Source organism: Pseudonocardia sp. UM4_GMWB1 (assembly GCF_017312155.1).
Taxonomy (GTDB): domain Bacteria; phylum Actinomycetota; class Actinomycetes; order Mycobacteriales; family Pseudonocardiaceae; genus Pseudonocardia; species Pseudonocardia alni.
Map to the genome: position 1 here is coordinate 4,019,829 of NZ_QJPN01000001.1, position 18,500 is coordinate 4,038,328.

General features: G+C 72.8%; 24 protein-coding genes and 1 pseudogene. 17 read left to right on the forward strand and 8 right to left on the reverse strand.

What is annotated here, in order from left to right; all coding sequences use genetic code 11:
• Positions 1-246 precede the first annotated feature (246 nt).
• Together DMP15_RS18640 and cei are read left to right on the forward strand one after the other, a co-directional pair.
• Positions 247-1,332 (forward strand): phosphotransferase family protein, encoded by a 1,086-nt coding sequence (locus tag DMP15_RS18640; RefSeq protein WP_073576994.1) that lies wholly within the window; start codon positions 247-249, stop codon positions 1,330-1,332.
• Positions 1,332-1,961: an envelope integrity protein Cei gene (cei, locus tag DMP15_RS18645; protein WP_073576995.1), complete on the forward strand. Its 630-nt coding sequence runs from the start codon at positions 1,332-1,334 to the stop codon at positions 1,959-1,961. Before DMP15_RS18640 ends, cei begins: the two co-directional genes overlap by 1 nt.
• Positions 1,962-1,993: 32 nt before the next feature.
• Here the strand turns inward: cei and DMP15_RS18650 are convergent, their stop codons facing one another.
• On the reverse strand, positions 1,994-2,824 hold the full coding sequence (locus DMP15_RS18650) for an inositol monophosphatase family protein (RefSeq protein WP_073577129.1): 831 nt from the start codon (positions 2,822-2,824) through the stop codon (positions 1,994-1,996).
• 230 nt (positions 2,825-3,054) lie between these two features.
• Here DMP15_RS18650 and DMP15_RS18655 point away from each other — a divergent pair.
• The 10 genes and pseudogenes from DMP15_RS18655 to DMP15_RS18700 form a co-directional block, all read left to right on the forward strand.
• A pseudogene (locus tag DMP15_RS18655) lies at positions 3,055-4,512 on the forward strand (RNA polymerase sigma factor); the annotation flags it as partial.
• Between the two features lie 93 nt (positions 4,513-4,605).
• Positions 4,606-5,520 (forward strand): tyrosine-type recombinase/integrase, encoded by a 915-nt coding sequence (locus tag DMP15_RS18660; RefSeq protein ID WP_337826222.1) that lies wholly within the window; start codon positions 4,606-4,608, stop codon positions 5,518-5,520.
• A 285-nt stretch (positions 5,521-5,805) separates the two neighbouring features.
• Complete coding sequence (locus tag DMP15_RS18665) at positions 5,806-6,141, forward strand: hypothetical protein (RefSeq protein ID WP_337826223.1); 336 nt, start codon at positions 5,806-5,808, stop codon at positions 6,139-6,141.
• Positions 6,138-6,560 (forward strand): hypothetical protein, encoded by a 423-nt coding sequence (locus DMP15_RS18670; protein WP_337826224.1) that lies wholly within the window; start codon positions 6,138-6,140, stop codon positions 6,558-6,560. The genes DMP15_RS18665 and DMP15_RS18670 overlap by 4 nt, the downstream gene beginning before the upstream one ends.
• A gap of 110 nt (positions 6,561-6,670) precedes the next feature.
• The gene (locus DMP15_RS18675; RefSeq protein ID WP_337826225.1) at positions 6,671-7,054 is read left to right on the forward strand and encodes a hypothetical protein; all 384 of its coding nucleotides are present in this window, start codon (positions 6,671-6,673) and stop codon (positions 7,052-7,054) included.
• A complete protein-coding gene (locus DMP15_RS18680) occupies positions 7,051-8,847 on the forward strand; it encodes a DNA primase family protein (RefSeq protein ID WP_337826226.1) in 1,797 nt (598 codons plus the stop codon). Before DMP15_RS18675 ends, DMP15_RS18680 begins: the two co-directional genes overlap by 4 nt.
• 760 nt (positions 8,848-9,607) lie before the next feature.
• Complete coding sequence (locus DMP15_RS18685) at positions 9,608-9,790, forward strand: hypothetical protein (RefSeq protein WP_337826227.1); 183 nt, start codon at positions 9,608-9,610, stop codon at positions 9,788-9,790.
• Complete coding sequence (locus DMP15_RS18690) at positions 9,787-10,059, forward strand: hypothetical protein (protein ID WP_337826228.1); 273 nt, start codon at positions 9,787-9,789, stop codon at positions 10,057-10,059. Before DMP15_RS18685 ends, DMP15_RS18690 begins: the two co-directional genes overlap by 4 nt.
• Before the next feature lie 494 nt (positions 10,060-10,553).
• Positions 10,554-10,856 carry a hypothetical protein gene (locus DMP15_RS18695; protein ID WP_337826229.1) on the forward strand — a complete coding sequence of 101 codons (303 nt, stop codon included), beginning with the start codon at positions 10,554-10,556 and terminating at the stop codon, positions 10,854-10,856.
• Positions 10,808-11,320 carry a helix-turn-helix domain-containing protein gene (locus DMP15_RS18700; RefSeq protein WP_337826230.1) on the forward strand — a complete coding sequence of 171 codons (513 nt, stop codon included), beginning with the start codon at positions 10,808-10,810 and terminating at the stop codon, positions 11,318-11,320. The genes DMP15_RS18695 and DMP15_RS18700 overlap by 49 nt, the downstream gene beginning before the upstream one ends.
• Before the next feature lie 43 nt (positions 11,321-11,363).
• Here the strand turns inward: DMP15_RS18700 and DMP15_RS18705 are convergent, their stop codons facing one another.
• Complete coding sequence (locus DMP15_RS18705) at positions 11,364-11,885, reverse strand: hypothetical protein (RefSeq protein ID WP_337826231.1); 522 nt, start codon at positions 11,883-11,885, stop codon at positions 11,364-11,366.
• A 194-nt stretch (positions 11,886-12,079) separates the two neighbouring features.
• On the opposite strand from DMP15_RS18705, the gene DMP15_RS18710 reads away from it, so the two are divergent.
• Together DMP15_RS18710 and DMP15_RS18715 are read left to right on the forward strand one after the other, a co-directional pair.
• The gene (locus tag DMP15_RS18710; protein WP_337826232.1) at positions 12,080-12,322 is read left to right on the forward strand and encodes a hypothetical protein; all 243 of its coding nucleotides are present in this window, start codon (positions 12,080-12,082) and stop codon (positions 12,320-12,322) included.
• Positions 12,323-12,359: 37 nt separating this feature from the next.
• Positions 12,360-12,785, forward strand: a complete 426-nt coding sequence (locus DMP15_RS18715) for a hypothetical protein (protein WP_337826233.1) — start codon at positions 12,360-12,362, stop codon at positions 12,783-12,785.
• A gap of 26 nt (positions 12,786-12,811) precedes the next feature.
• Here the strand turns inward: DMP15_RS18715 and DMP15_RS18720 are convergent, their stop codons facing one another.
• A complete protein-coding gene (locus DMP15_RS18720) occupies positions 12,812-13,336 on the reverse strand; it encodes a hypothetical protein (RefSeq protein WP_337826234.1) in 525 nt (174 codons plus the stop codon).
• Positions 13,336-13,944 (reverse strand): hypothetical protein, encoded by a 609-nt coding sequence (locus tag DMP15_RS18725; RefSeq protein ID WP_337826235.1) that lies wholly within the window; start codon positions 13,942-13,944, stop codon positions 13,336-13,338. The genes DMP15_RS18720 and DMP15_RS18725 overlap by 1 nt, the downstream gene beginning before the upstream one ends.
• Positions 13,945-13,988: 44 nt before the next feature.
• Between DMP15_RS18725 and DMP15_RS18730 the strand changes: the two genes are divergently transcribed.
• The 3 genes from DMP15_RS18730 (at position 13,989) to DMP15_RS18740 (ending at position 16,051) form a co-directional block, all read left to right on the forward strand.
• Positions 13,989-14,384, forward strand: a complete 396-nt coding sequence (locus DMP15_RS18730) for a hypothetical protein (RefSeq protein WP_337826236.1) — start codon at positions 13,989-13,991, stop codon at positions 14,382-14,384.
• Positions 14,385-14,486: 102 nt separating this feature from the next.
• A complete protein-coding gene (locus tag DMP15_RS18735; RefSeq protein WP_337826237.1) occupies positions 14,487-15,506 on the forward strand; it encodes a site-specific integrase in 1,020 nt (339 codons plus the stop codon).
• 32 nt (positions 15,507-15,538) lie between these two features.
• Complete coding sequence (locus DMP15_RS18740; protein WP_337826238.1) at positions 15,539-16,051, forward strand: hypothetical protein; 513 nt, start codon at positions 15,539-15,541, stop codon at positions 16,049-16,051.
• 42 nt (positions 16,052-16,093) lie between these two features.
• Here the strand turns inward: DMP15_RS18740 and DMP15_RS18745 are convergent, their stop codons facing one another.
• The 4 genes from DMP15_RS18745 to DMP15_RS18760 all read right to left on the reverse strand — a co-directional run bounded on the left by DMP15_RS18745 (position 16,094) and on the right by DMP15_RS18760 (position 18,469).
• Complete coding sequence (locus DMP15_RS18745; protein ID WP_337826239.1) at positions 16,094-16,342, reverse strand: hypothetical protein; 249 nt, start codon at positions 16,340-16,342, stop codon at positions 16,094-16,096.
• A 159-nt stretch (positions 16,343-16,501) separates the two neighbouring features.
• Positions 16,502-16,999 carry a hypothetical protein gene (locus DMP15_RS18750; RefSeq protein WP_337826240.1) on the reverse strand — a complete coding sequence of 166 codons (498 nt, stop codon included), beginning with the start codon at positions 16,997-16,999 and terminating at the stop codon, positions 16,502-16,504.
• 75 nt (positions 17,000-17,074) lie between these two features.
• Positions 17,075-18,172 (reverse strand): hypothetical protein, encoded by a 1,098-nt coding sequence (locus DMP15_RS18755; protein WP_337826241.1) that lies wholly within the window; start codon positions 18,170-18,172, stop codon positions 17,075-17,077.
• Positions 18,173-18,235: 63 nt separating this feature from the next.
• Positions 18,236-18,469, reverse strand: a complete 234-nt coding sequence (locus DMP15_RS18760) for a hypothetical protein (RefSeq protein WP_337826242.1) — start codon at positions 18,467-18,469, stop codon at positions 18,236-18,238.
• Positions 18,470-18,500 lie beyond the last annotated feature (31 nt).

The following is an 18,500-nucleotide window of genomic DNA, read 5'->3' on the forward strand; positions in this document are numbered from 1 at the left end:
GTTGGTCGTCGCGTGCCGCTGAGGAACGTCGCGGGAAGCGGGTTTGTGCCCGGCTCCCGGAGTGACGCCGGTCTCACCTTCCCCGCAGGTCCGGGTGGCTCGTCCGTCGCGCGTCCTGTCGCGGCCGGTCCGGCACCGGCGGCGGGGAGGGTAGCCCAGCGTCCGGCGGGCGTCGCGGCGAGTCCCCCGATCACGCCGGGTGTCGCCCGGGCGCGGGCGCCGCCGGGCGCACTAGTGTCGCCCGGTGTGACGACGAGCGCCCGCACGCCCACGCCCGGTGCCGACCCCGCCACCGTCGGCGCGTGGCTGTCCACGGCCCTCGGCGACGAACGGTGGCGCGAGGCGCAGCTCACCTCGATCGGCGCCGGGCGGTCCAACCTGACCTACCGGGTCTCCTCCCCCGCCGGCGCCGTCGTGCTGCGTCGTCCGCCGGTCGGCGAGGTCGCCGCGACCGCCCACGACATGGGCCGCGAGCAGCGCGTGATCTCCGCTCTCGGGCCGAGCGCCGTGCCCGTCCCCGCGGTGCTGGCCGCCGACGACGGCGACGTGCTCGGCGCCCCCTGCTTCGTGATGGAGCTCGTCGACGGCGTCGTGCCGCTCGACGACCTGCCCGAGGGCTGGGCGTCCACCGAGGCGCAGCGCCGCGCCGCGGGCGACGCGCTGATGGACGTGCTGGCCGCGCTGCACGCCGTCGACCCGGCCGCGGCGGGGCTGGGTGACTTCGGTCGCCCGGACGGCTTCATGGAGCGCCAGATCCGGCGCTGGGGCACGCAGTGGGCCGCCGCCCGCGACGGCGACGACCCGGTCCCCGTCGACGCCGACGAGGAGTCCGAGCTCACCCGGCTGTCCGAGCGGCTGGCCGCCGACGTCCCCGCCGCGCAGCGGCACACCGTCGTGCACGGCGACTACCGGCTCGACAACTGCGTGTTCGACGCCGAGGACCCCGGCCGCATCCGCGCGGTGCTGGACTGGGAGATGTCCACCCTCGGCGACCCGCTGGCCGACCTCGGGCTGCTGCTCGTCTACTGGAAGCAGGAGGGCGACGACGCGGTCTGGTCCGCGGCCCAGCCGCTGCCGAGCCCGACCGGCCTGCCCGGCTTCCCGACGCGGCGCGAGCTCGTCGGGGGCTACACCGCGCGCACCGGCCTCGACGCCGGCCCGCTGCCCTGGTACGTCGGGTTCGGCGCGTTCAAGCTGGCCGTCGTGCTCGCCGGGATCCTGGCCCGGGTCCGGGCCGGGTCGGTGCCCGAGGAGATGGCCGAGGGCCTCGACGGGTCGGTCGGCCCGCTCGTCGCGCTGGGGCACCACGTCCTGGACGGAGGGTCGTTCTGATGCTTCCCACCCGTACCCGCGGCGACCGTCCCTACGAGCGGCGCCGGTCCCGCCCCATCCTGGTCACCACCGCGCTGCTGGCCGTGCTGGCCGTGGCCACGTGGGCGGTCGTGCTGGGCACCGCTTCGGACGGCTCGGCGTCGACGAACTGCCCGGCGCCGTCGTCGGGGACCCTGGCGGGCTCCGAGATCGACCGGGCCGAGCTCGACTCCGCCGCCCCCACCGCCCCGGACGACGTCCGTTTCCAGGTCCTCAACGCCGGCGGGCAGCGCGGGCAGGCGAACCTGGTCTCGGCCGAGCTGAAGGACCTGCAGTTCGGCGAGGCCGGGACGCCGGGCAACGACCCCGCGTTCCCGGAGGGGGACCTGGACTGCATCGGGCAGCTGCGCTTCGGTCCGGACGGCGCGGCGTCGGCGTCGACGCTGGCGCTCGCGCTGCCGTGCGTCGAGCTGATCCGCGACGACCGGCAGGGCGCGGTGGTCGACGTCGTCGTCGGGTCGGCGTTCACCGACGTCGCACCGGGCCGCGCGGCCCGCGACGTGCTGGACCAGCTGTCCGCGCCGGGGACCGAGGGCGGTCCGCGGGCGGACCCGGGCCTGCTGGCCCAGGCCCGCGCCGCGACCTGCTGAGCCGCGACCGTCCGAGCGGTCGTCCGGACCGCTCAGACGGTGTCGGCGCCGCTGCGGCGGGCCAGCGCGGCCAGGTCGGCGGCGACCCCGGGCGCGGCGGCGAGGGTGACGTCGGCACCGAGGGCGTCGCCGTCGACGGGACCGCGGACGCCGGGGCTGCCCGCGACGTGCACGACGGCACCGGCCTCGGTCGCGATCAGCGCACCGGCCGCCCAGTCCCACCAGTTGCAGCCGTGCTCGAGATAGCCGTCGAGCCAACCCGCCGCGACCGCGCACAGGTCCAGCGACGCCGCGCCGGCCCGGCGCACGTCGCGGACCTCGGGGAGCATCGCGGCGACCATCCGGGCCTGGCGGGCGCGCCGCTCGGCGCGGTAGGCGAATCCGGTACCGACCAGGGACTGGCCCAGCTCGGTCGTCGCCGCGGCGCGCAGGGGGCGCCCGTCGAGGGTCGCGCCGAGACCGCGTCCGGCCGACCAGAGCCGCCCGGAGGCGGGCTCGGACACGGCACCGGCGACGCCCTCCCCGTCGAGGACGGCGGCGACCGAGATCCCGTACCAGGGCAACCCGTAGAGGTAGTTCACGGTGCCGTCGATCGGGTCGACCACCCAGCGCGCGGCGGCGGCGTCGCCCGCGCCCTCCTCCCCGTACACCGGCTCGCCGGGGCGCAGCTGCGCGAGCCGGTCACGGACGAAGCGCTCCACCGACGCGTCGGAGGCGGTGACGACGTCGGTCGGCGAGGACTTCGTCGTGACTCCGTCGTCGTGCGGTGCGGGCAGGCCGCGCAGGTGCTCCGCGGCCTCGGCCGCGACCTGCTCGGCGACGGCGCGCAGGGTGGCGGGATCGCTGCTCTCGTGCGGGCTCACCACCCCATCCGACCACGTGCGGAGCCACCCGGACGCGCGGGGCGGCGTGAGGTGCGTCCCCCCGGCCGGTACGCAGTTACAATGGAACGCGTACCCCGTCTCCGGGACGCGCGGCGACCACCATCGACGCCGGCGACCGAGGCGGTGGCAGGACAGGACATCCCGGCCGTCGTGGCCTCGTCTCCCCCGACGAGCGCGCCGCGACCGGGCCGCGTAACGACTCCAGCGCACGTAGCGAGAGGGCCCAGGTGGCAGCCGCAGACTCCGCAGCACGCAGCGACTCGACCGTCGAACCGACGTCGGGTACCGCATCCCGCAGCCGCCGTACTTCCGGCACCACGAGCACCGCGTCGGCGACGACCGGCACCGCCAAGAAGCCGGCCGCACGCACCCGCAAGCCCGCCGCGGCGGGTGGCACGGCGACCAAGGCCGCGCCGAAGACCGGCCCGCGCAAGGCCGCCCCGAAGAAGGCCTCCACCAAGAAGGCCGACGGCGACGAGCCGGACGCCGACGGCGACGAGGTCGTCCTCGAGGACTCCGAGATCGACGCCTCGGACATCGAGGCCGACCTCGCCGAGGCCGCGAAGGAGGAGACCGCCGACGAGTCGTCCGACGACGATGACGACGACTCCGACGACGAGACCAACACCGGCAAGAACCGGGTGGCACCGACCACCCGGGCGTCGCAGCAGAAGTCGGCGGACTTCGTCTGGGACGAGGAGGAGTCCGAGGCCCTGCGCCAGGCGCGCAAGGACGCCGAGCTCACCGCCTCGGCCGACTCGGTCCGCGCGTACCTGAAGCAGATCGGCAAGGTCGCGCTCCTCAACGCCGAGGAGGAGGTCGAGCTCGCGAAGCGCATCGAGGCCGGCCTCTACGGCGCCGAGCGCATCCGCAAGGTGTTCGAGTCCAACGAGAAGCTGTCCCCGCAGCTGCGGCGCGACCTGCGCTGGATCGTGCGGGACGGCGAGCGCGCCAAGAACCACCTGCTCGAGGCGAACCTCCGGCTCGTGGTCTCGCTGGCCAAGCGCTACACCGGCCGCGGCATGGCGTTCCTGGACCTGATCCAGGAGGGCAACCTCGGCCTCATCCGTGCGGTCGAGAAGTTCGACTACACCAAGGGCTACAAGTTCTCGACCTACGCCACGTGGTGGATCCGGCAGGCCATCACCCGCGCGATGGCCGACCAGGCCCGCACCATCCGCATCCCGGTGCACATGGTGGAGGTCATCAACAAGCTCGGCCGCATACAGCGTGAGCTGCTCCAGGATCTCGGGCGTGAGCCCACTCCCGAGGAGCTCGCCAAGGAAATGGACATCACCCCGGAGAAGGTGCTGGAGATCCAGCAGTACGCCCGGGAACCCATCTCCCTGGACCAGACCATCGGCGACGAGGGCGACTCGCAGCTCGGTGACTTCATCGAGGACTCCGAGGCCGTCGTCGCGGTCGACGCGGTGAGCTTCACCCTGCTGCAGGACCAGCTGCAGTCGGTGCTGGCGACGCTGTCCGAGCGCGAGGCGGGCGTCGTCCGGCTGCGCTTCGGTCTCACCGACGGCCAGCCGCGCACCCTCGACGAGATCGGCCAGGTCTACGGCGTGACCCGCGAGCGGATCCGTCAGATCGAGTCGAAGACGATGTCGAAGCTGCGGCACCCGTCGCGGTCCCAGGTGCTGCGCGACTACCTGGACTGACGGGTTCACTCGAATCCACCTCTGACCTGCAACATCGTGCCTGCCAGCGAGTCAATGTTGGCAGGCACGATGTTGTGAGTCAAGATATCAGGCGTGCCTCGGACGCCGGACACCCTCGATCTCCCCGCGCTGCTCGACTCGTGGCTGCTGCACCTGCGTGCAGAGCGGAAGTCGCCGCAGACGCTCAAGTCCTACGGCGACGGGGTCCGGCGGTTCCTGGCCTGGTGCGATGACACCGGCCACTCCCCCGCGCTCGACCGGCCGACGGTGAACGCGTTCGTCGCCGACCTGCTCGACGGTGGCGCTCAAGCCGCGACAGCCCGTGCCCGGCAGCTCTCGCTGCGCCGGTTCTCCGCATGGCTGTGTGACGAAGGCGAGGTGGAGCGGGACCCGCTGCTCGGGTTGAAGCCGCCGACGCTCGACACGAAGGTCACACCGCGGCTGACCGACGAGCAGTGCCGCGCCCTGATCGCAGCGTGCTCCGGCAAGGAGTTCCGCGACCGCCGCGACGAGGCGATCGTGCGGTTCCTGCTGGAGACCGCAGCACGGGCCGGCGAGGTCGTCGCGCTGTGCCATGCCGACGTCGACCTGACCCGCGGCACAGCGGTGATCCAGCGCGGCAAGGGCGGACGCGGCCGGACCGTGCCGTTCGGGCCCCAGACGGGCCGCGCCCTGGACCGGTATCTGCGGCTGCGCCGGACACACCGGCTCGCCGACACTCCCCCGCTGTGGCTCGGCGATCGAGGCAAAGCGTTCTCCTACGACGGGCTGTACCGGACGCTGAGCTACCGGGCCGACCTGGCCGGGATTCCCGACTTCCACCCGCATCTGACGCGGCACACGGCGGCTCAGCGGTGGCTCAGCGCGAACGGCTCCGAGGGCGGCCTGATGGCCGTGGCCGGCTGGACCCGTCGCGACATGTTGGACCGCTACACGCGGGCGACCGCATCGGAGCGGGCCGCCGAGGAGGCGCGGCGCCTTGGGCTGGACGACTTCGGCACGTCGTGACTGGCGCTGCCAGCCACCCCATGCCGCTAGGCCGAACGAGTGAACTCCTGGCGATCAGCGTAGCCGCTGTCGTACCGGCTAATCATATTCGCTCTGCGAACAAAATGTCGCTACCTCGCATTTTTCCTTTAGTGTAGCCGGCCCCGGAACGGCTACCATTCAGTCGGCGAGTCGGAATTGCTCATCCGCAGCGAACACAGTCGTTTGACCAGCTCAACGACGTACTGCTTTGGTTATCCCCACATCGCCCACCGCGGCGATAAGCATCAGAATCGGGGAGAGAAAATGGCAACATCTGCCGCCGAAAAGCGGGCGGCGTCCCAGTTGGGTGCTCACACCCGCTGGGCGCGCGAGACCGACCGCCACGCCGCCATGCAGCCGGCCCGGGACGGACTCTGGCAGCGATTCCTGCGCCAGGCCGACCCGGACACCGTTCTGCCCGAGCACGTCCGGGTCGAACGCGCCGAATCCCTGCGCCGCGCCCACTTCGCTGAGCTGGCGCTGCGGTCCGCCCGTGCCCGCCGGCTCCGCCGCGAGGCCGCCGCAGCCGCCGCCCGCGCCGAGCAGTCCCGCGCCGCCGCCAAGCAGGCCGAGCGCGCCGCGAGCGGCGGTGCGGCGTGAGCCCCCCTACCCTCGACCAGCTCGTCCCCGGCGGCCCCGCCGTCGGCCCGCTCCGCCGCCACGCCCTCGCCGCGATCGCCGCCGAGACCGCAACCGTCATGACGATGGCCGAGTCCCTGGCGGCCCGAGCGCTCCCGCAGCTCGCCGACGTGCAGATCGACACCGACGGGGTGCTGCGTGCCCGTCACCGCCAGGACCCGCCCGACCGGCCGCGGTTCGTCGTCGACGCCGATCGGCTTCGCTCGCTGATCGCGCCGCGAGAGGTCGAGGCGGTCAGCGACACCGACTGGCGCGGCGCCGTGGACACGTTGGCCGCACAGCACCCGCCGGCGCCGATCGCCGACGCCGCGACTCCCACCGTGCCCGTGCCCGACCGGGCGGTACCGCGGCCCGGGTCGTGGCTGCGCGGCCGGCGCTGACCGACCCAACCAAGACGGCGGCCCCGGGCAGGAACCCGGGGCCGCCGTGACATCCATCGCGCGACTGATTGGCCCGGGGACAGGACGCGCCGCGTGAACGGATCACTACCATGCCGCGCCATCGTAGCTCCTCCACCAGCGGGAACGCACCCTGCCGATCCTGCGGAGCAGCCTCCAACCCACACAACTACGAGCTGCACACCGACGCCTGCACCCTCCTGGAGGCGTCCCGTGCCCGCCGGAACCACGACCTCGCCGCGCTCGCCGACCACCCCGATGGACACCTCGTCGTCCGCCCAGTCGACGAGTCGGAGGTCGACGAGATCGCCGACGCCGTCGGCCGCCGCGTCCCCACCGGGGCCGGCCGGGCCCGCTGGACCGTCGCCGTCATGCAGGCCCGCGACGATCACGCCGTCGCGCTCGCCCGCGCTGTCCTGGTCGACGGGCAGCCCGTCGCCGCGCTCGTTGATGAGACTCCGGCGGATTGCCGGTGAGCACGACATGCGACCACTCCGGCGTCGCTTTGCCCGACCCCATGCCGGAGCCGATCGCCGCAGCCCTCCGGGTGCGGCGCAACGACGCCGCCGGCGTCGACCTTCCCGCCGTCATCAACACCGTCGCGACGGCCGTGTGCGTCGCGCGACTACTGCCTCGCCGCAGCTACTCGTGGGCGCCCGCCGCCGCCTGCGCGGTAATGCGACTGCACCCCGACATCGCGGCCGTCGTCGACCGCTCCGCCGGTGTGCTCTGCAGCCGGGCAGCCGATGCACTGAACATCGGCATTCTGCCCGACCGCACCGACCTGGGACTCGCGGAACGAGTCGCTGTCCTCCACCGCGGCGATCTCGCCTGGAGTCCCGACGGAGCGTTTCGCTGGTGGAACGGCGCGGTCTGGGAGCGCGACGACACCGGCACCCTGATCGCCGAACGTGTGAAGCACACGATCCGCACCCTCTTACCCGAGGAAACCGCCGCCGCCCATCGCCGCGTCGCCGTGCTCCGCAAGACCGACCCCGACGTCAAGGACGACGCCACCAAATCCGCGGTCAAGGCCGCCGCTGCCGCCGCCGCGTTCGAGCAGAAGGCGCAGTCCGCGCGGGCGATCCGTGCCGCCGCCGAGCTTCTGCGCGGCGAACCGGGCATTCTGCAGCCCGTCGAGATTTGGGACTCGAACCCCCGCCTCATGTCCGCCGCCGACACGACCCTGGAGTTCACCGACGGCGGGGTCAAGGCCCGCGAGCACCGACGAGACGACCGCATCACCATGATCACCCGGGCCGCGCATCGACCACGTGCCGACCGCTCCCGATGGGAGGCGTTCTTACAGCACGCGCTCCCCGACCCGGCGGTCCGCGAGTATTTCCAACGCCTCGCCGGACACACGTTGCTGGGCGGCAACACTCGACGACTCCTGCCGCTGCTCGTCGGTCCGTCGTCGAGCGGGAAGACGACTGCACTAGAGGCGATCGCCTGGGCGCTGGGCGCGTACGCAGCACCGTACGAGCTTTCCTTGTTCGTCGGTGACCGCGAGGGCGGCCGTGCCCGGCCTGACCTCGTCGCAGCGATGCCCCGACGAATGTTGTTCACCACCGAGACCCAAGATCGGTGGGCCCTAGACGCGGACCGGCTGAAGCGGATCACAGGCGGCGACTCGGCATCGGTGCGACAGGTGTACAGCGGCCAGCAGCAGGAGGGGCGCCCTCAGTTCGTGCCGTTCATTGCGTGCAACGCCGCCCCCCAGATCCGGGGAGCCGACCTCGCGCTGTGGCGCCGGCTCGCCGCGGTGCCGTTCGACCAGGCCGTGCCGCAGTCCCGCGAGGACGGCGAGCTGGGCGCGCGGCTGCGCGAAGACACCGACGGGGTGTTCGCATGGCTCGTCGACGGCCTCGATCGGTACTTGCGCGACGGCGGGTTCGGGCCCGTACCCGATGCGTGTACTGAGGCCGTGCGGAAGATCAAAACGGATCTGTCGCTCGTCGACCAGTGGCTGGACGAGCGCTGCGAAGCTGGCGACGCCTACACCGCGACGACGACCGCCCTCGCCGACGACCTCCACGCCTGGTCGATCTGGAACCGCGTCCCGGCCGCCGAGCACCTGTCCGCGATCAAGCTCGGAAAGGCGCTCACCGCGCGAGGCTACGGCACCGACCACCGGGGTGGCCGGGCCTCTCGCGAGCGGATTCGGACTGGACTTCGGCTCGCCCCGGACCGCGACAGCATCGCGTCGCCGGACGACAACGCACCACCGACGACGACCGCCCGGCACACCAGAGCGGGACGACCGTGAGCCGGCACCGAACAGATCCCCAGGTCAGCGAAATGACCACCACGACCATGATCACGACTGGAACCACACCCGTGCACACCTGTTTCCGCAGGTCACGATGGCCGTTTCGGCGCCCCGTGCACGGGTGGTGCACGGGTGAGCACGGGTGGGCCTCACACCCGTGCACCCCATCGTCGCAGGTCAGAGGCACATTCTCGCGCAAGGTGCACGAGTGCACGGGTCTAGTCCCCGAACTCGTCCTAATGGGGGTGGGGAAGATTGTGTGTATAGGGGAGTTCCTGGCCGCAACCCGTGCACCCGTGCACCGTTCCAGGGAAACAGGCTCTGAGCTGGGCAAACGCCGTGCACGGATGGCGCGCCGACCCGTGCACAACCCGTGCACACCCGTGCACCTCGCCCGTCGTGGCCCCGCGCGCGTGCGTACGGCCCCCCGGCCCGCCGCCAGCCGGCGCCGCGCCTGCGTGCCCGCCGCCCCCGAACCGATTCCTGGAGGACGTCGATGACGTCGTCGAGCGGCCCCGTTGCCCCGCTGCAGCACGAACGGCTCCCGGGCGGAGCGCCTACGCCCGCCGGCGGGTCTGGGCGATCTGAGCCGATCCCGCTCGCGGCGCTGCGTGCTGCCGCCGCGGACCTGCTGGGTCGCCCGCCGTCTTCGCTGGACTACACCTGCTCGTGCTGCGGCGCAGCGATCGGACGAGCGTGCGCGGTGTGGGGTGGCTCCGGGCAGGACCACCATGCGCGCCGCCAGAGGCTCCAGCGGGTGGCGGAGGGCTACGAGACGTGCGTCGACCTGGTGGCGCAGGCCGCGGCCGGTGACTCGGTCGCCGAGGTGCGGGCGGCGGTGGCGGTGCCGCGACTGGTGGCGATGGTCGGTGTGCCGGGCCGGTGGCGGCTGCCGTCGCCGGCGGAGGTGCGGGCGGCGACGTTGGGGCGGCCGTCGTGACCGCGGTGGACCTCGGGGCGCTGGTGGCCGCGCTGCGGGCGGTCGTCGTGCGTGCTGGTGGCTGCTGGTCGGGTCCGGCGTCGGACCTGCTGGCTGTGCTGGGCCCGGCCCCGGTGCCGGCACCGTCGTGGTGGCCGTCGGGCCCAGCCTCGCTGGGCATCTTGCTGCGCCGCCACGGTGAGGCGCTGGCCGAGGCCGGTGTGCTGGTGCGGCGCCGCCGGCTCGACGGCGTGCGGATCCTGGTGGTCACGTCTGGGGTGGGCCGGTGACGGCGTCGGCTCTGGCCCGCGATCTGGGCGTGCAGGACGACGATCCCGCGCGGGCTGCGCTACTGGGCCTGGCGCGGCATATGGACTGGCGATGCGCTCGGCGGGCTGCCGGGCGGGCGGAGGTCGCGCAGATCCGGGCGGCGGAGCTGGCGGCGGGCCGGCCGTGGCCGCCGCCGATACCGAGGGGTGCGCCGGGGTCGACGCCGCGCCCGCGGACCGTCGCCCCGCGTCCGCTGCTGATGGCGAACGGCTTGCGGCCAGTGTCGGTCGGCTGCGCCGGAGCCCAGTGCGTGCGGGTGGAGCGGGGCAGGTGGCGGTGCCCGGTGTGTAGATCGGTGACGGCGGTGCCGACCCCCGTCGTCGGGCCGCGGCTCGCCGCCTGCGACTGCGTCGGTCCGGTCGTATGTGCCCATCCGCTCGGGGCTCGACCGGTCCCTGTCCCGGTGTCGTGTGAGGAGGAGGTCTGACGTGGTGATCTTGAGGTGGAGTCGAGGATGAACCGGCACGTGACCCCGATCCTGCGCGCGACGTTCGACACCATCGCCGAGGCGGCGTCGCCGCCCGATCCGGACGAGATCGTGGCCGGTGCCCGTGCCCGGCTGGGGCCGGCGTCGGTGCGGGTCACCGACGCTGACATCGCGGCGGCGGTCGGGTCGCTGCTGCTCGCCGGCTTTGTCCGCGTCACGTGGGACGGCGCTGGCCTGGAGCGCGGGACCACCCCGGAGTCGGCGCTGACGGAGGAGCACGAGTGGACCTTCTGGCGGGCCCGCCGGCGGATGCCGAAGGCCGCGCGGTGACGTCGCACGCGGGGCGCCCGCGGCGTCGGGAGCTGGGCCAGGTCGCGGCGGCGGAGCGGACCCGGCTGCGTTCCACGTTCGGTGCCGCGCTGGGGCTGGAGCGCGGCACAGTGAGCATGACCCAGCAGGCGCTTGCCGACGGCGCGGCGATGAACCTGAGGACGGTGCGCCGGCTGGAGAGCGGCGAGCGTCGGCCGACGTCGTCGGCCTGCTGGCGGTTGGCCCGTGCTCTGCGCCCGCGCGGCACGTTGCGGGACCGGGTCGCGGTCGAGATCCGGCTGCGCGCGGCGGCCGGTGAGCTGCTGATGATCTCCGAGACGCGCCCGCACCTGCGCCGTGAGCGGGTCCGGGCCGAGTTGATCGCCGAGGGGCGCGCGGCTGGCGGGCCGGTTGTCGGGGATCACGGCGAGCGGCTGGGGCCGCTCATCGTTGCCGAGGTGGACCGGGTCTTCGGCGCGGACTGATGCCAGCGACGCGGCCGATCGAAGCTGCGAAGCAGCTACTGGGTCAGCGCGTGATCGTCCGGGCGCGACGGTAGTGGTTGAGGAATCCTGGGTCGTCCAGTGCATCTAGCTCGGCGTCGAGCGTGCGGATCTGTTGGGGTAGCCACAGCCCGCGGAGCAGCGAGTTCGACCAGATCACGTCGCTCATGAGGCCAGCAGCGTCCCCGACGAGATCAGCGGTGTCGCTGTTCAGACCGACCCACTCGGTCTGCCCGGTGCGCTCTGCCTCGTCGTGGAGCGCATAGAGGCATGCGAGGGCGAGCCGGACGTACCGACCCACCGCCTGCCGGGGCAGCCGCGCGATGAGGGCGGCAGTCTCAAACTTTCTGACGATGGATTGCAGTTCCAGACCAGGATCCTCGACGTTCCATCGGGCAGCCTCGACAGCTGCGAAAGCCTCCAGCGCGCCCGCCCTTGCGGAGCGGCGGTCTTTCGCCCCGCTGGCCCACGACGTGATCAACGAACCGGCTCCGACAGCAGTCAGGATGGACGTCAGCAGCGGGATCGCCGTCGCGAAATCGAGCATGCCCTTGACGCTAGCGGCGGACATGTTCGCGATCGTGACCAGAGTGGCCGGCCCCGCCGCGGTGGCGGAAGTCCTCGTGGTGGGCTATTTACGTGGACGACGACGAGCTGCGCGGCAGGCTTGCCGAGGCTGGCCACCCGGCCCTCTCGGGGCGCCTACGGGACTGGCCGGCCCCCGGCGGTGACCCTGGTGCGATGAGCGAGAGCAGCGACCAGCACGCGACCGAGGTGTGGCCGCATCCGGCCAGCGCGGCGGCCAGGGCCTCGGAGCGGTGGGCGGCCCCGGCGCGGGACTACCCGGCGCCGGCGGACGGGACGAGCGTGTGGCCGGGGGCGGACCCGCCGGGGGTGGATCCGCCGATGGTGGCGGGGGTCGACGGGCCGCAGACCCGGCCCGGGTGGTTGACCCGGGGCCGGGACGGCGGCGGCGCCGCCTGACGTCCTGGCCGTCGGCGCGGACCGGCACTATGCCGGGATGAGCGCAGGGAGCCTGACCAAGGCGCAGCAGGAGACGATCGTCGGCGAGGGGCTGGCCCTCGGGTTGCTGGCGGTGGGGGTCGTCGCGGTGACCAGCGGGAAGCAGGCTGTGGAGTTCGCGTTCGGGCGGGCGTGGCGTTCGTGGACGCATCGGTCGAAGTTCCCGCAGGTGCGGATGGAGATCGCGCGGAACGATGTTCTCCGCATCATGCGTGACAGTGAGCGCCGGCGTGGGTCGGCTCTGGCGTACTGGGCGACCGGCGGTGCCTGGTACGAGCCGGTACAGCGTGCCGACTGGTCGGTCGAGGAGGACGGCGAAGTACTGGGCGAGAACTCCGGGATCCCGTTTGCCCAGTGGGTGGCGCTGGCGGAGGCGATCGTCGCGGAGCTGAAGGACGACCAGGTTCGCCGGCGCGACGGGTAATTGCCTTGCTCGGGTCCGGTGTGGTGTCAGGCGAGCTGTTCGTCGAACCACGCGCGCAGCTGGTCCAGCGTTGGGCCGATTGCGTGGCCTGCCCAGGTTGCGAGGTAGACGCGGCGGAGCTTGCGGGTTGAGTCGATGTCGACCGGTGGCAGAACGATCTCGGTCGCCCAGCGCAGGGTCGGCGGGCGGAAGGCGCGTGGAAAAGTCATCGGGAAGGTGGCGCCGCCGCTGTCGAGGTCTGACAGCGGTATGAGCTGGTGGATGGCGTGGTTGCCGGCGTAGCGCGCGGCACTGAGCCGTGGTGCGACCGCCGGTCGAGCTGCTACGTACGGCTGGTGGCCGTCCGGGTCGGTGCACATGTCGTCGATGCCGCGTGTCCAGAGGAGGACGGCAGCGGCCGATCCGTAGAGCCGTAACCGCAAGTCCGCTTGACGGTCGTCGGCGTCGTCAGGCCGGAGCCTGTGGAGGTTGGCCGTCCAGTCGTCGTGTGCGTGCCGGAGCAGAGTGTGTGCTGCGCGGACGGCGGCAGGGTTGTACGGCGGGCCGACCATCAGAGCTGGATCTTGCCGGGGGCGGGTGCGGAGCCGGGCACGAAGTGGTTCGCGATGTCGTCGAGGAACTCGACGTGTAGGCGGGGGCCAACGGTGCGCCACGCTGCTTCCTGGCCGTTGAGGTCGGCGGTCAAGGCGAGGTGTCGGCATGCGGCGGGGTGTCTGGGCTCGCCGGGGTTGAGGTGCCAGGCGTTGCCGTGTGCGCAAGCGTTGCGGTAGTGGCGGGCGAACTCCAGTAGTGGGACGGACTTATCTCGATGTCCGCCTTTGTCGATCATGTCGCCGATCACGATCGCGCCGGTGATCATGCCGGTGCTCATAACGTCCATCAGGAAGGGGCCACGCAGGCGGCTTGCGGTCGTCAGGATCTCCCGGGCGCTGAACCGGAGTCGCTCACGAGGAGTGCCGTCGTCCTCCCCGTACACGAGATCGACGGGGAGGTCGCTCGACGGCGGCGCGTCGGTGAGCTGGAGTGAGATTGTGAGCAGCGGCAGGGAGGGCAGGAACATCGCTGGGATGCCGAGGTTCATCGCGAGCATGAACACCTTCAGCTCGCCGGCCCGGCGGGCGATGTCCGCATGGGTGGGAGTGTCCTGCGGTGTGGTCACGCCTGCTGATCGAACCGTGCGCCCTGAGGGTTTCACTTTCCGATATGACCGTTACCGATCTGTCTCGTTCGCGTTGGGCCGATCATGCAGAGCCGCTGGTTGACCATCCTCGTTTCGTTCGCGGCGGGGCTGTTGTGTTCGGTGCGGGCACCGCGTTCGCCTCGCCGGACCACGAGCAGGGCAAGGTCGTCACGAAGATCACCAAGTTGGAGGACCTGCGAGGTCTGCCGTGCGGTGAGGGCACGCAGTTCGGCCAGGGCTACACGGACTTCCGGATCTTCCGGCCGGAGAACGCCTCGGTCATCCAGTGGGCGTGCGTCACCGGCGAGACGCAGAATTTCCCTGACCAGGCAGACATCCCCACCGAGGATCTTCCGATCGGCGAGTTTCCTGGGAACCCGGTCATTCCGTTGCCGGAGCTGCCGGGTCTGTCGCAGTAGCCGTAGTCGGCTGAGTGGGGCGTCCGCCGGTAACGGTCGGGCGCCCGTACTCGATTAAACTCCCGATAAGGCATGTTATCGGGAGTCAGGACGAGGTCGGGCATGATCGATAGTGCGAATGCGGAGCTGGAGCCGGCCGCCGTCGGCGAGATCGTCGAAGCGCGACCCGCCGCCGACGCCTACCTGTCCGAGGCGACCCGGGCCCGGATCGTAGACTCCGTGCCCACGAACACCCGCCGCGCCTACGCCCGACAGTGGGCGGCGTTCACCGACTGGTGTGCCGCCGCCGGCCGCACCGCGCTACCCGCAACCCCGCAGACCCTCGCCGAGTACGTTGCGCATCTCGCCGACGCCGGCCAGGCTCCCACCTCGATTGAACAGGCCGTCGCCGCCGTGCGCACCGCGCACCGCGCCGCCGGCCACCGAGGCGCCCCCGACACCGAGGCCGCCCGTCGCGTGCTTCGCGGTTACCGCCGTCAGCGCGCCGACTCCGGGCACCGGGCCCACCAGGCCGTGCCGATCACGATCGACACCCTGCGGGCGATGATCGACACCACCGACCCGGACACGGCGCGCGGTCTACGTGACCGCGTCGCCCTCGTGCTCGGGCTCGCCCTCATGGGGCGCCGCTCCGAACTGGTCGCCCTCGGGTTGGACGACGTCACCGAGACGGACGACGGGTTGCTGGTGCTGATCCGGGTGTCGAAGACCGACCAGGACGCGCACGGCGTCGAGGTAGCGATCCCGCACGGCCAGCACGCCGGCACCGACCCGGTCCGGCTGGTGCGGGCATGGCGGGCGATTCTCGCCGAGCACGGACACACCGGCGGGCGGCTGCTTCGGTCGGTGACTCGACACGGCCGTATCGGGGCGTCCCTGTCGGCCGACGGGCTCGGCGACCTGGTGCAGGCCGCCGCCCGCCGGGCCGGCCTTCCCAACGCGGCCGGCTACTCCGCCCACTCGCTGCGCGCCGGGGGCGCGACGGCTGCACACCGGGCCGGGGCCGCGGTGTCGACGATCGCCGCGCATGGGCGGTGGGCTCCGGGTTCACCGGTGGTCCTGTCCTACATCCGCTCAGTCGACCGGTGGCGCGACAACGCCCTGGCCGGGGTGGGCCTGTGAACGGGCAGCCGACCCCCGCCTACGACCGAGAGGTGGCCGAAACGGGACTGTGGCTACTGCGCGACGCCCACGACCAGTGGCGCGCCACGTACGAGGATGTCGCAGGTGGACGCGGGGACGGCGAGCACCACCGGCAGGTCGCGCTGCGGCTGCACCAGCACGCCGCGGCTGTCGCCACCTGGGCGCGGGCTCTGGACGACCTGTGCGGAGGTGACCCGGGCCCGATGCCGGGTTACCGCGTCGACCGCACGGACTCCTCGGGGGAGCTGCTGGACGGGGCCCGGTACGTGTGCAACCGGTCGGTGCACCAGCTTCTGAACCTCACGCAGTCCATCGGGGGGATCAGCTACCCCCGGTCCTACCCGCGCCGATACGACGAGGTCGGCATCGTCAACTGGGCGCAGGAGCGGTACCTGCCGCGCGCCGAGACCGAGCGGCCGGGTCAGGCCGCGCTGCGGGCCGCCTACGTCGCCCGCTACGCCGGGCAGCCAGTGTTCGAGACGCTCGCGGAGCTGCGGAAGTGGTTCGACTGGAAGCTCAGGTAGCGGCGGCTCCCTTGCACGACGGAGCCCCCTGCTCACCGAGCATCACACGCTGACGCCGTCGTGCAGGTAGACCCACCGCCCTTCGTCGTCCTGCTCGCCGGTCAGCACGTAGTTGCCGGCCGGCATTGGGTCGTCGGTACCCACGGACGCCCACGTGATGCTCGGCAGCGGCTTGTCGTTCGGCAGGTGCTGGAACGTCTGCCATCGGCCGTGGTCGGGAACGGCCGCAGCACGCATCACGATCCGGAGCGGGTTGTCGGCGATGGGCTGGCCGTCGTTGTCGTTGCTCATGGGCCCACGGTAGGAGTGAGCGGCGGTTCCGAGTCAACCGCGACGACAGGTTCGTTGACCGCGCGCCTCCCGCCCGGCCCGGCCGCCGGCCGCGACGATCGTCGGCACGCGCTCGCCGGCGATCACAGGGATCGGACCGCCGGCGGGCGCGCTCCAGGGTCAGCCGACGGCGCTGCTGGTGGTTGGGCTGGGCACCGTGGTGGTGGGCTCGGGTGTGCCCTCGTCGACCGGCTGCGGGACGAGCGTGGTCGGCGGTGTGGTCGTCGGCGGTGCGGTCACGACCGGGGGCGTGGTCGGGTCAGGGGTGCCCTCTGGCGGGGTGGTGACCGGCGGGATGGTGACAGGCGGCGTAGTGACCGGCGGGGCCGGCGGGTTCGCCGTCGGCGGGGGCACCGGTGCCGGCGCGGTCCCGGTCTGGGTGCACAGATACTGCTTCGACGTCCCGAGCTGCGTGCACGTCAACACGATGTTGGCGGTGTTCGGCCGGGTGCCGGGCACGGTCGGCGGGGCCGGCAGGGCGATCGTCGGCAGCGGCGGGATCGTGGGCCGCGGCGGCTGACTGGCCGATGCTTCCTGGCATGCGGTGAGGAGTGCGACGGCGGCGAGGACGCCGGCGATGCCGGCGGCCCGGCGGGCGCGGGCGGGGAGCGGGTGCATGACCATGACGACGTGCGGCGGCCCGCCCGGTTCGCGACCGAACGGCGCAATCCGGGCGAACGGCACGTCCGGCCGTCAGTAGCGGCGGCGACCGCGCTGCGTCGGCGACCAGACGCCGCCGGACACGTTGGAGTCGCGGACCAGGCGGGCGTCGGCGGTCATGGTCAAGGGCGTCTCGTCGGCCAGGGCCGCGGTGTAGTCCTCGGGCGTCGTGGGGGCGTCCGGGTCGTCGCTGCGCGGGTTCCCCGCGGCCATCGCCCGGATCGCGGCCACGCACCTGGCGCAAAGCACGTCGTGGTGCGGGTCCGGGCTCCGGCCGGCGAGGGCGGACCCGGCCGGCTGGCCGCAGTGCGAGCAGGTCAGCGGTGTCGCGAACGGGGCGGGGCGCTCGTCGTCGAGGGAGTCGAGCGGTGGCAGCCCGCTGTCGTCGAACCCGGAGTCGATGAGGTCGTCGAGGGCGTCGGCGTGCTGCTCGCAGGTGACGGCGACCATGGTCGTCGGGGTGGCCGCGAGGGTGAGGGTGCCGGCGGCGGGGGCTTTGCAGAAGTAGCAGCGCATGACCGCGATCGGGTCGGCGAAGGGGTGTACGGCGGTGCCGATGGCGCCGATGGCGCCGATGGCGGCGGCCTTGTGCTCCAGCGCGACGGGCGCGCCGGTCTTCACGGACTGGAGGCCGGCCAGCCGGTTCGCACCGTGCAGGACCGGGCTGTACTCGTAGACGTCGCAGTCGGTGATCACGCGGGTGTCGCCGCGGTGCCGGGCCCCGCCGTCGGGTACGCGGAACCCGATTGAGTAGCGGGCGTCCTTCCCGAACGCGGTCGCGATGGCGCGCTGCTCGCGGCCGTCGCGCGTCGGCAGGTAGCGGGCGGTGGCGACCAGGGCGCCGGCTCCCCGCGGCCATGGCGACCCGTCCGGGGCGGTGGCCGGTAGGTCGGGGTCGCCGGGCAGCAGCTCCCGAATCGACGTCGTCCGGCCGCAGATTCTGTTCCAGTCGTGCCCGACACACATCCGGGGGGTGCGCTCGCGCAACGTCCTGCGGAATGCGCCGGCCGAGATTATGTCACCGACGTCGTCGCGGACGCCGGTGACGGCGACGACCGCGGTGACGGTGCCGGTGTCGGGGTCGATGTCGGCGAGGCCGCCGGCCGGCGCGGACGTGGAGGGCATCATCATGCGGTCCAGGGTCGCGACCTGCGCCGGCGGCGGCACCGAGGCGCGCCGCCGGCGCCGCGCTGGTCAGCTCCCGAGTCCGTCCAGGGCTTCACGGAGCCGGCGCCGGGCCCGGTCGGTGGCGTCGGTGTCGCCGGTGTCGAGGGCGGCGAGCAGCCGCCCGGCGGTGATCGTGACGACGTGGCGCTGGTCGAGGGCGGCGAGGACGACGACGGCGGCCCGGTCGCGGTCGCCGGGGCTGGTGATGCGGCGGCCTCGCAGGATCGCGGCGGCCTCGTGCAACGGCATCGGTTCGGGCATGGCTCCCCCTGGGTGGGTGGTGCTGGCCGCG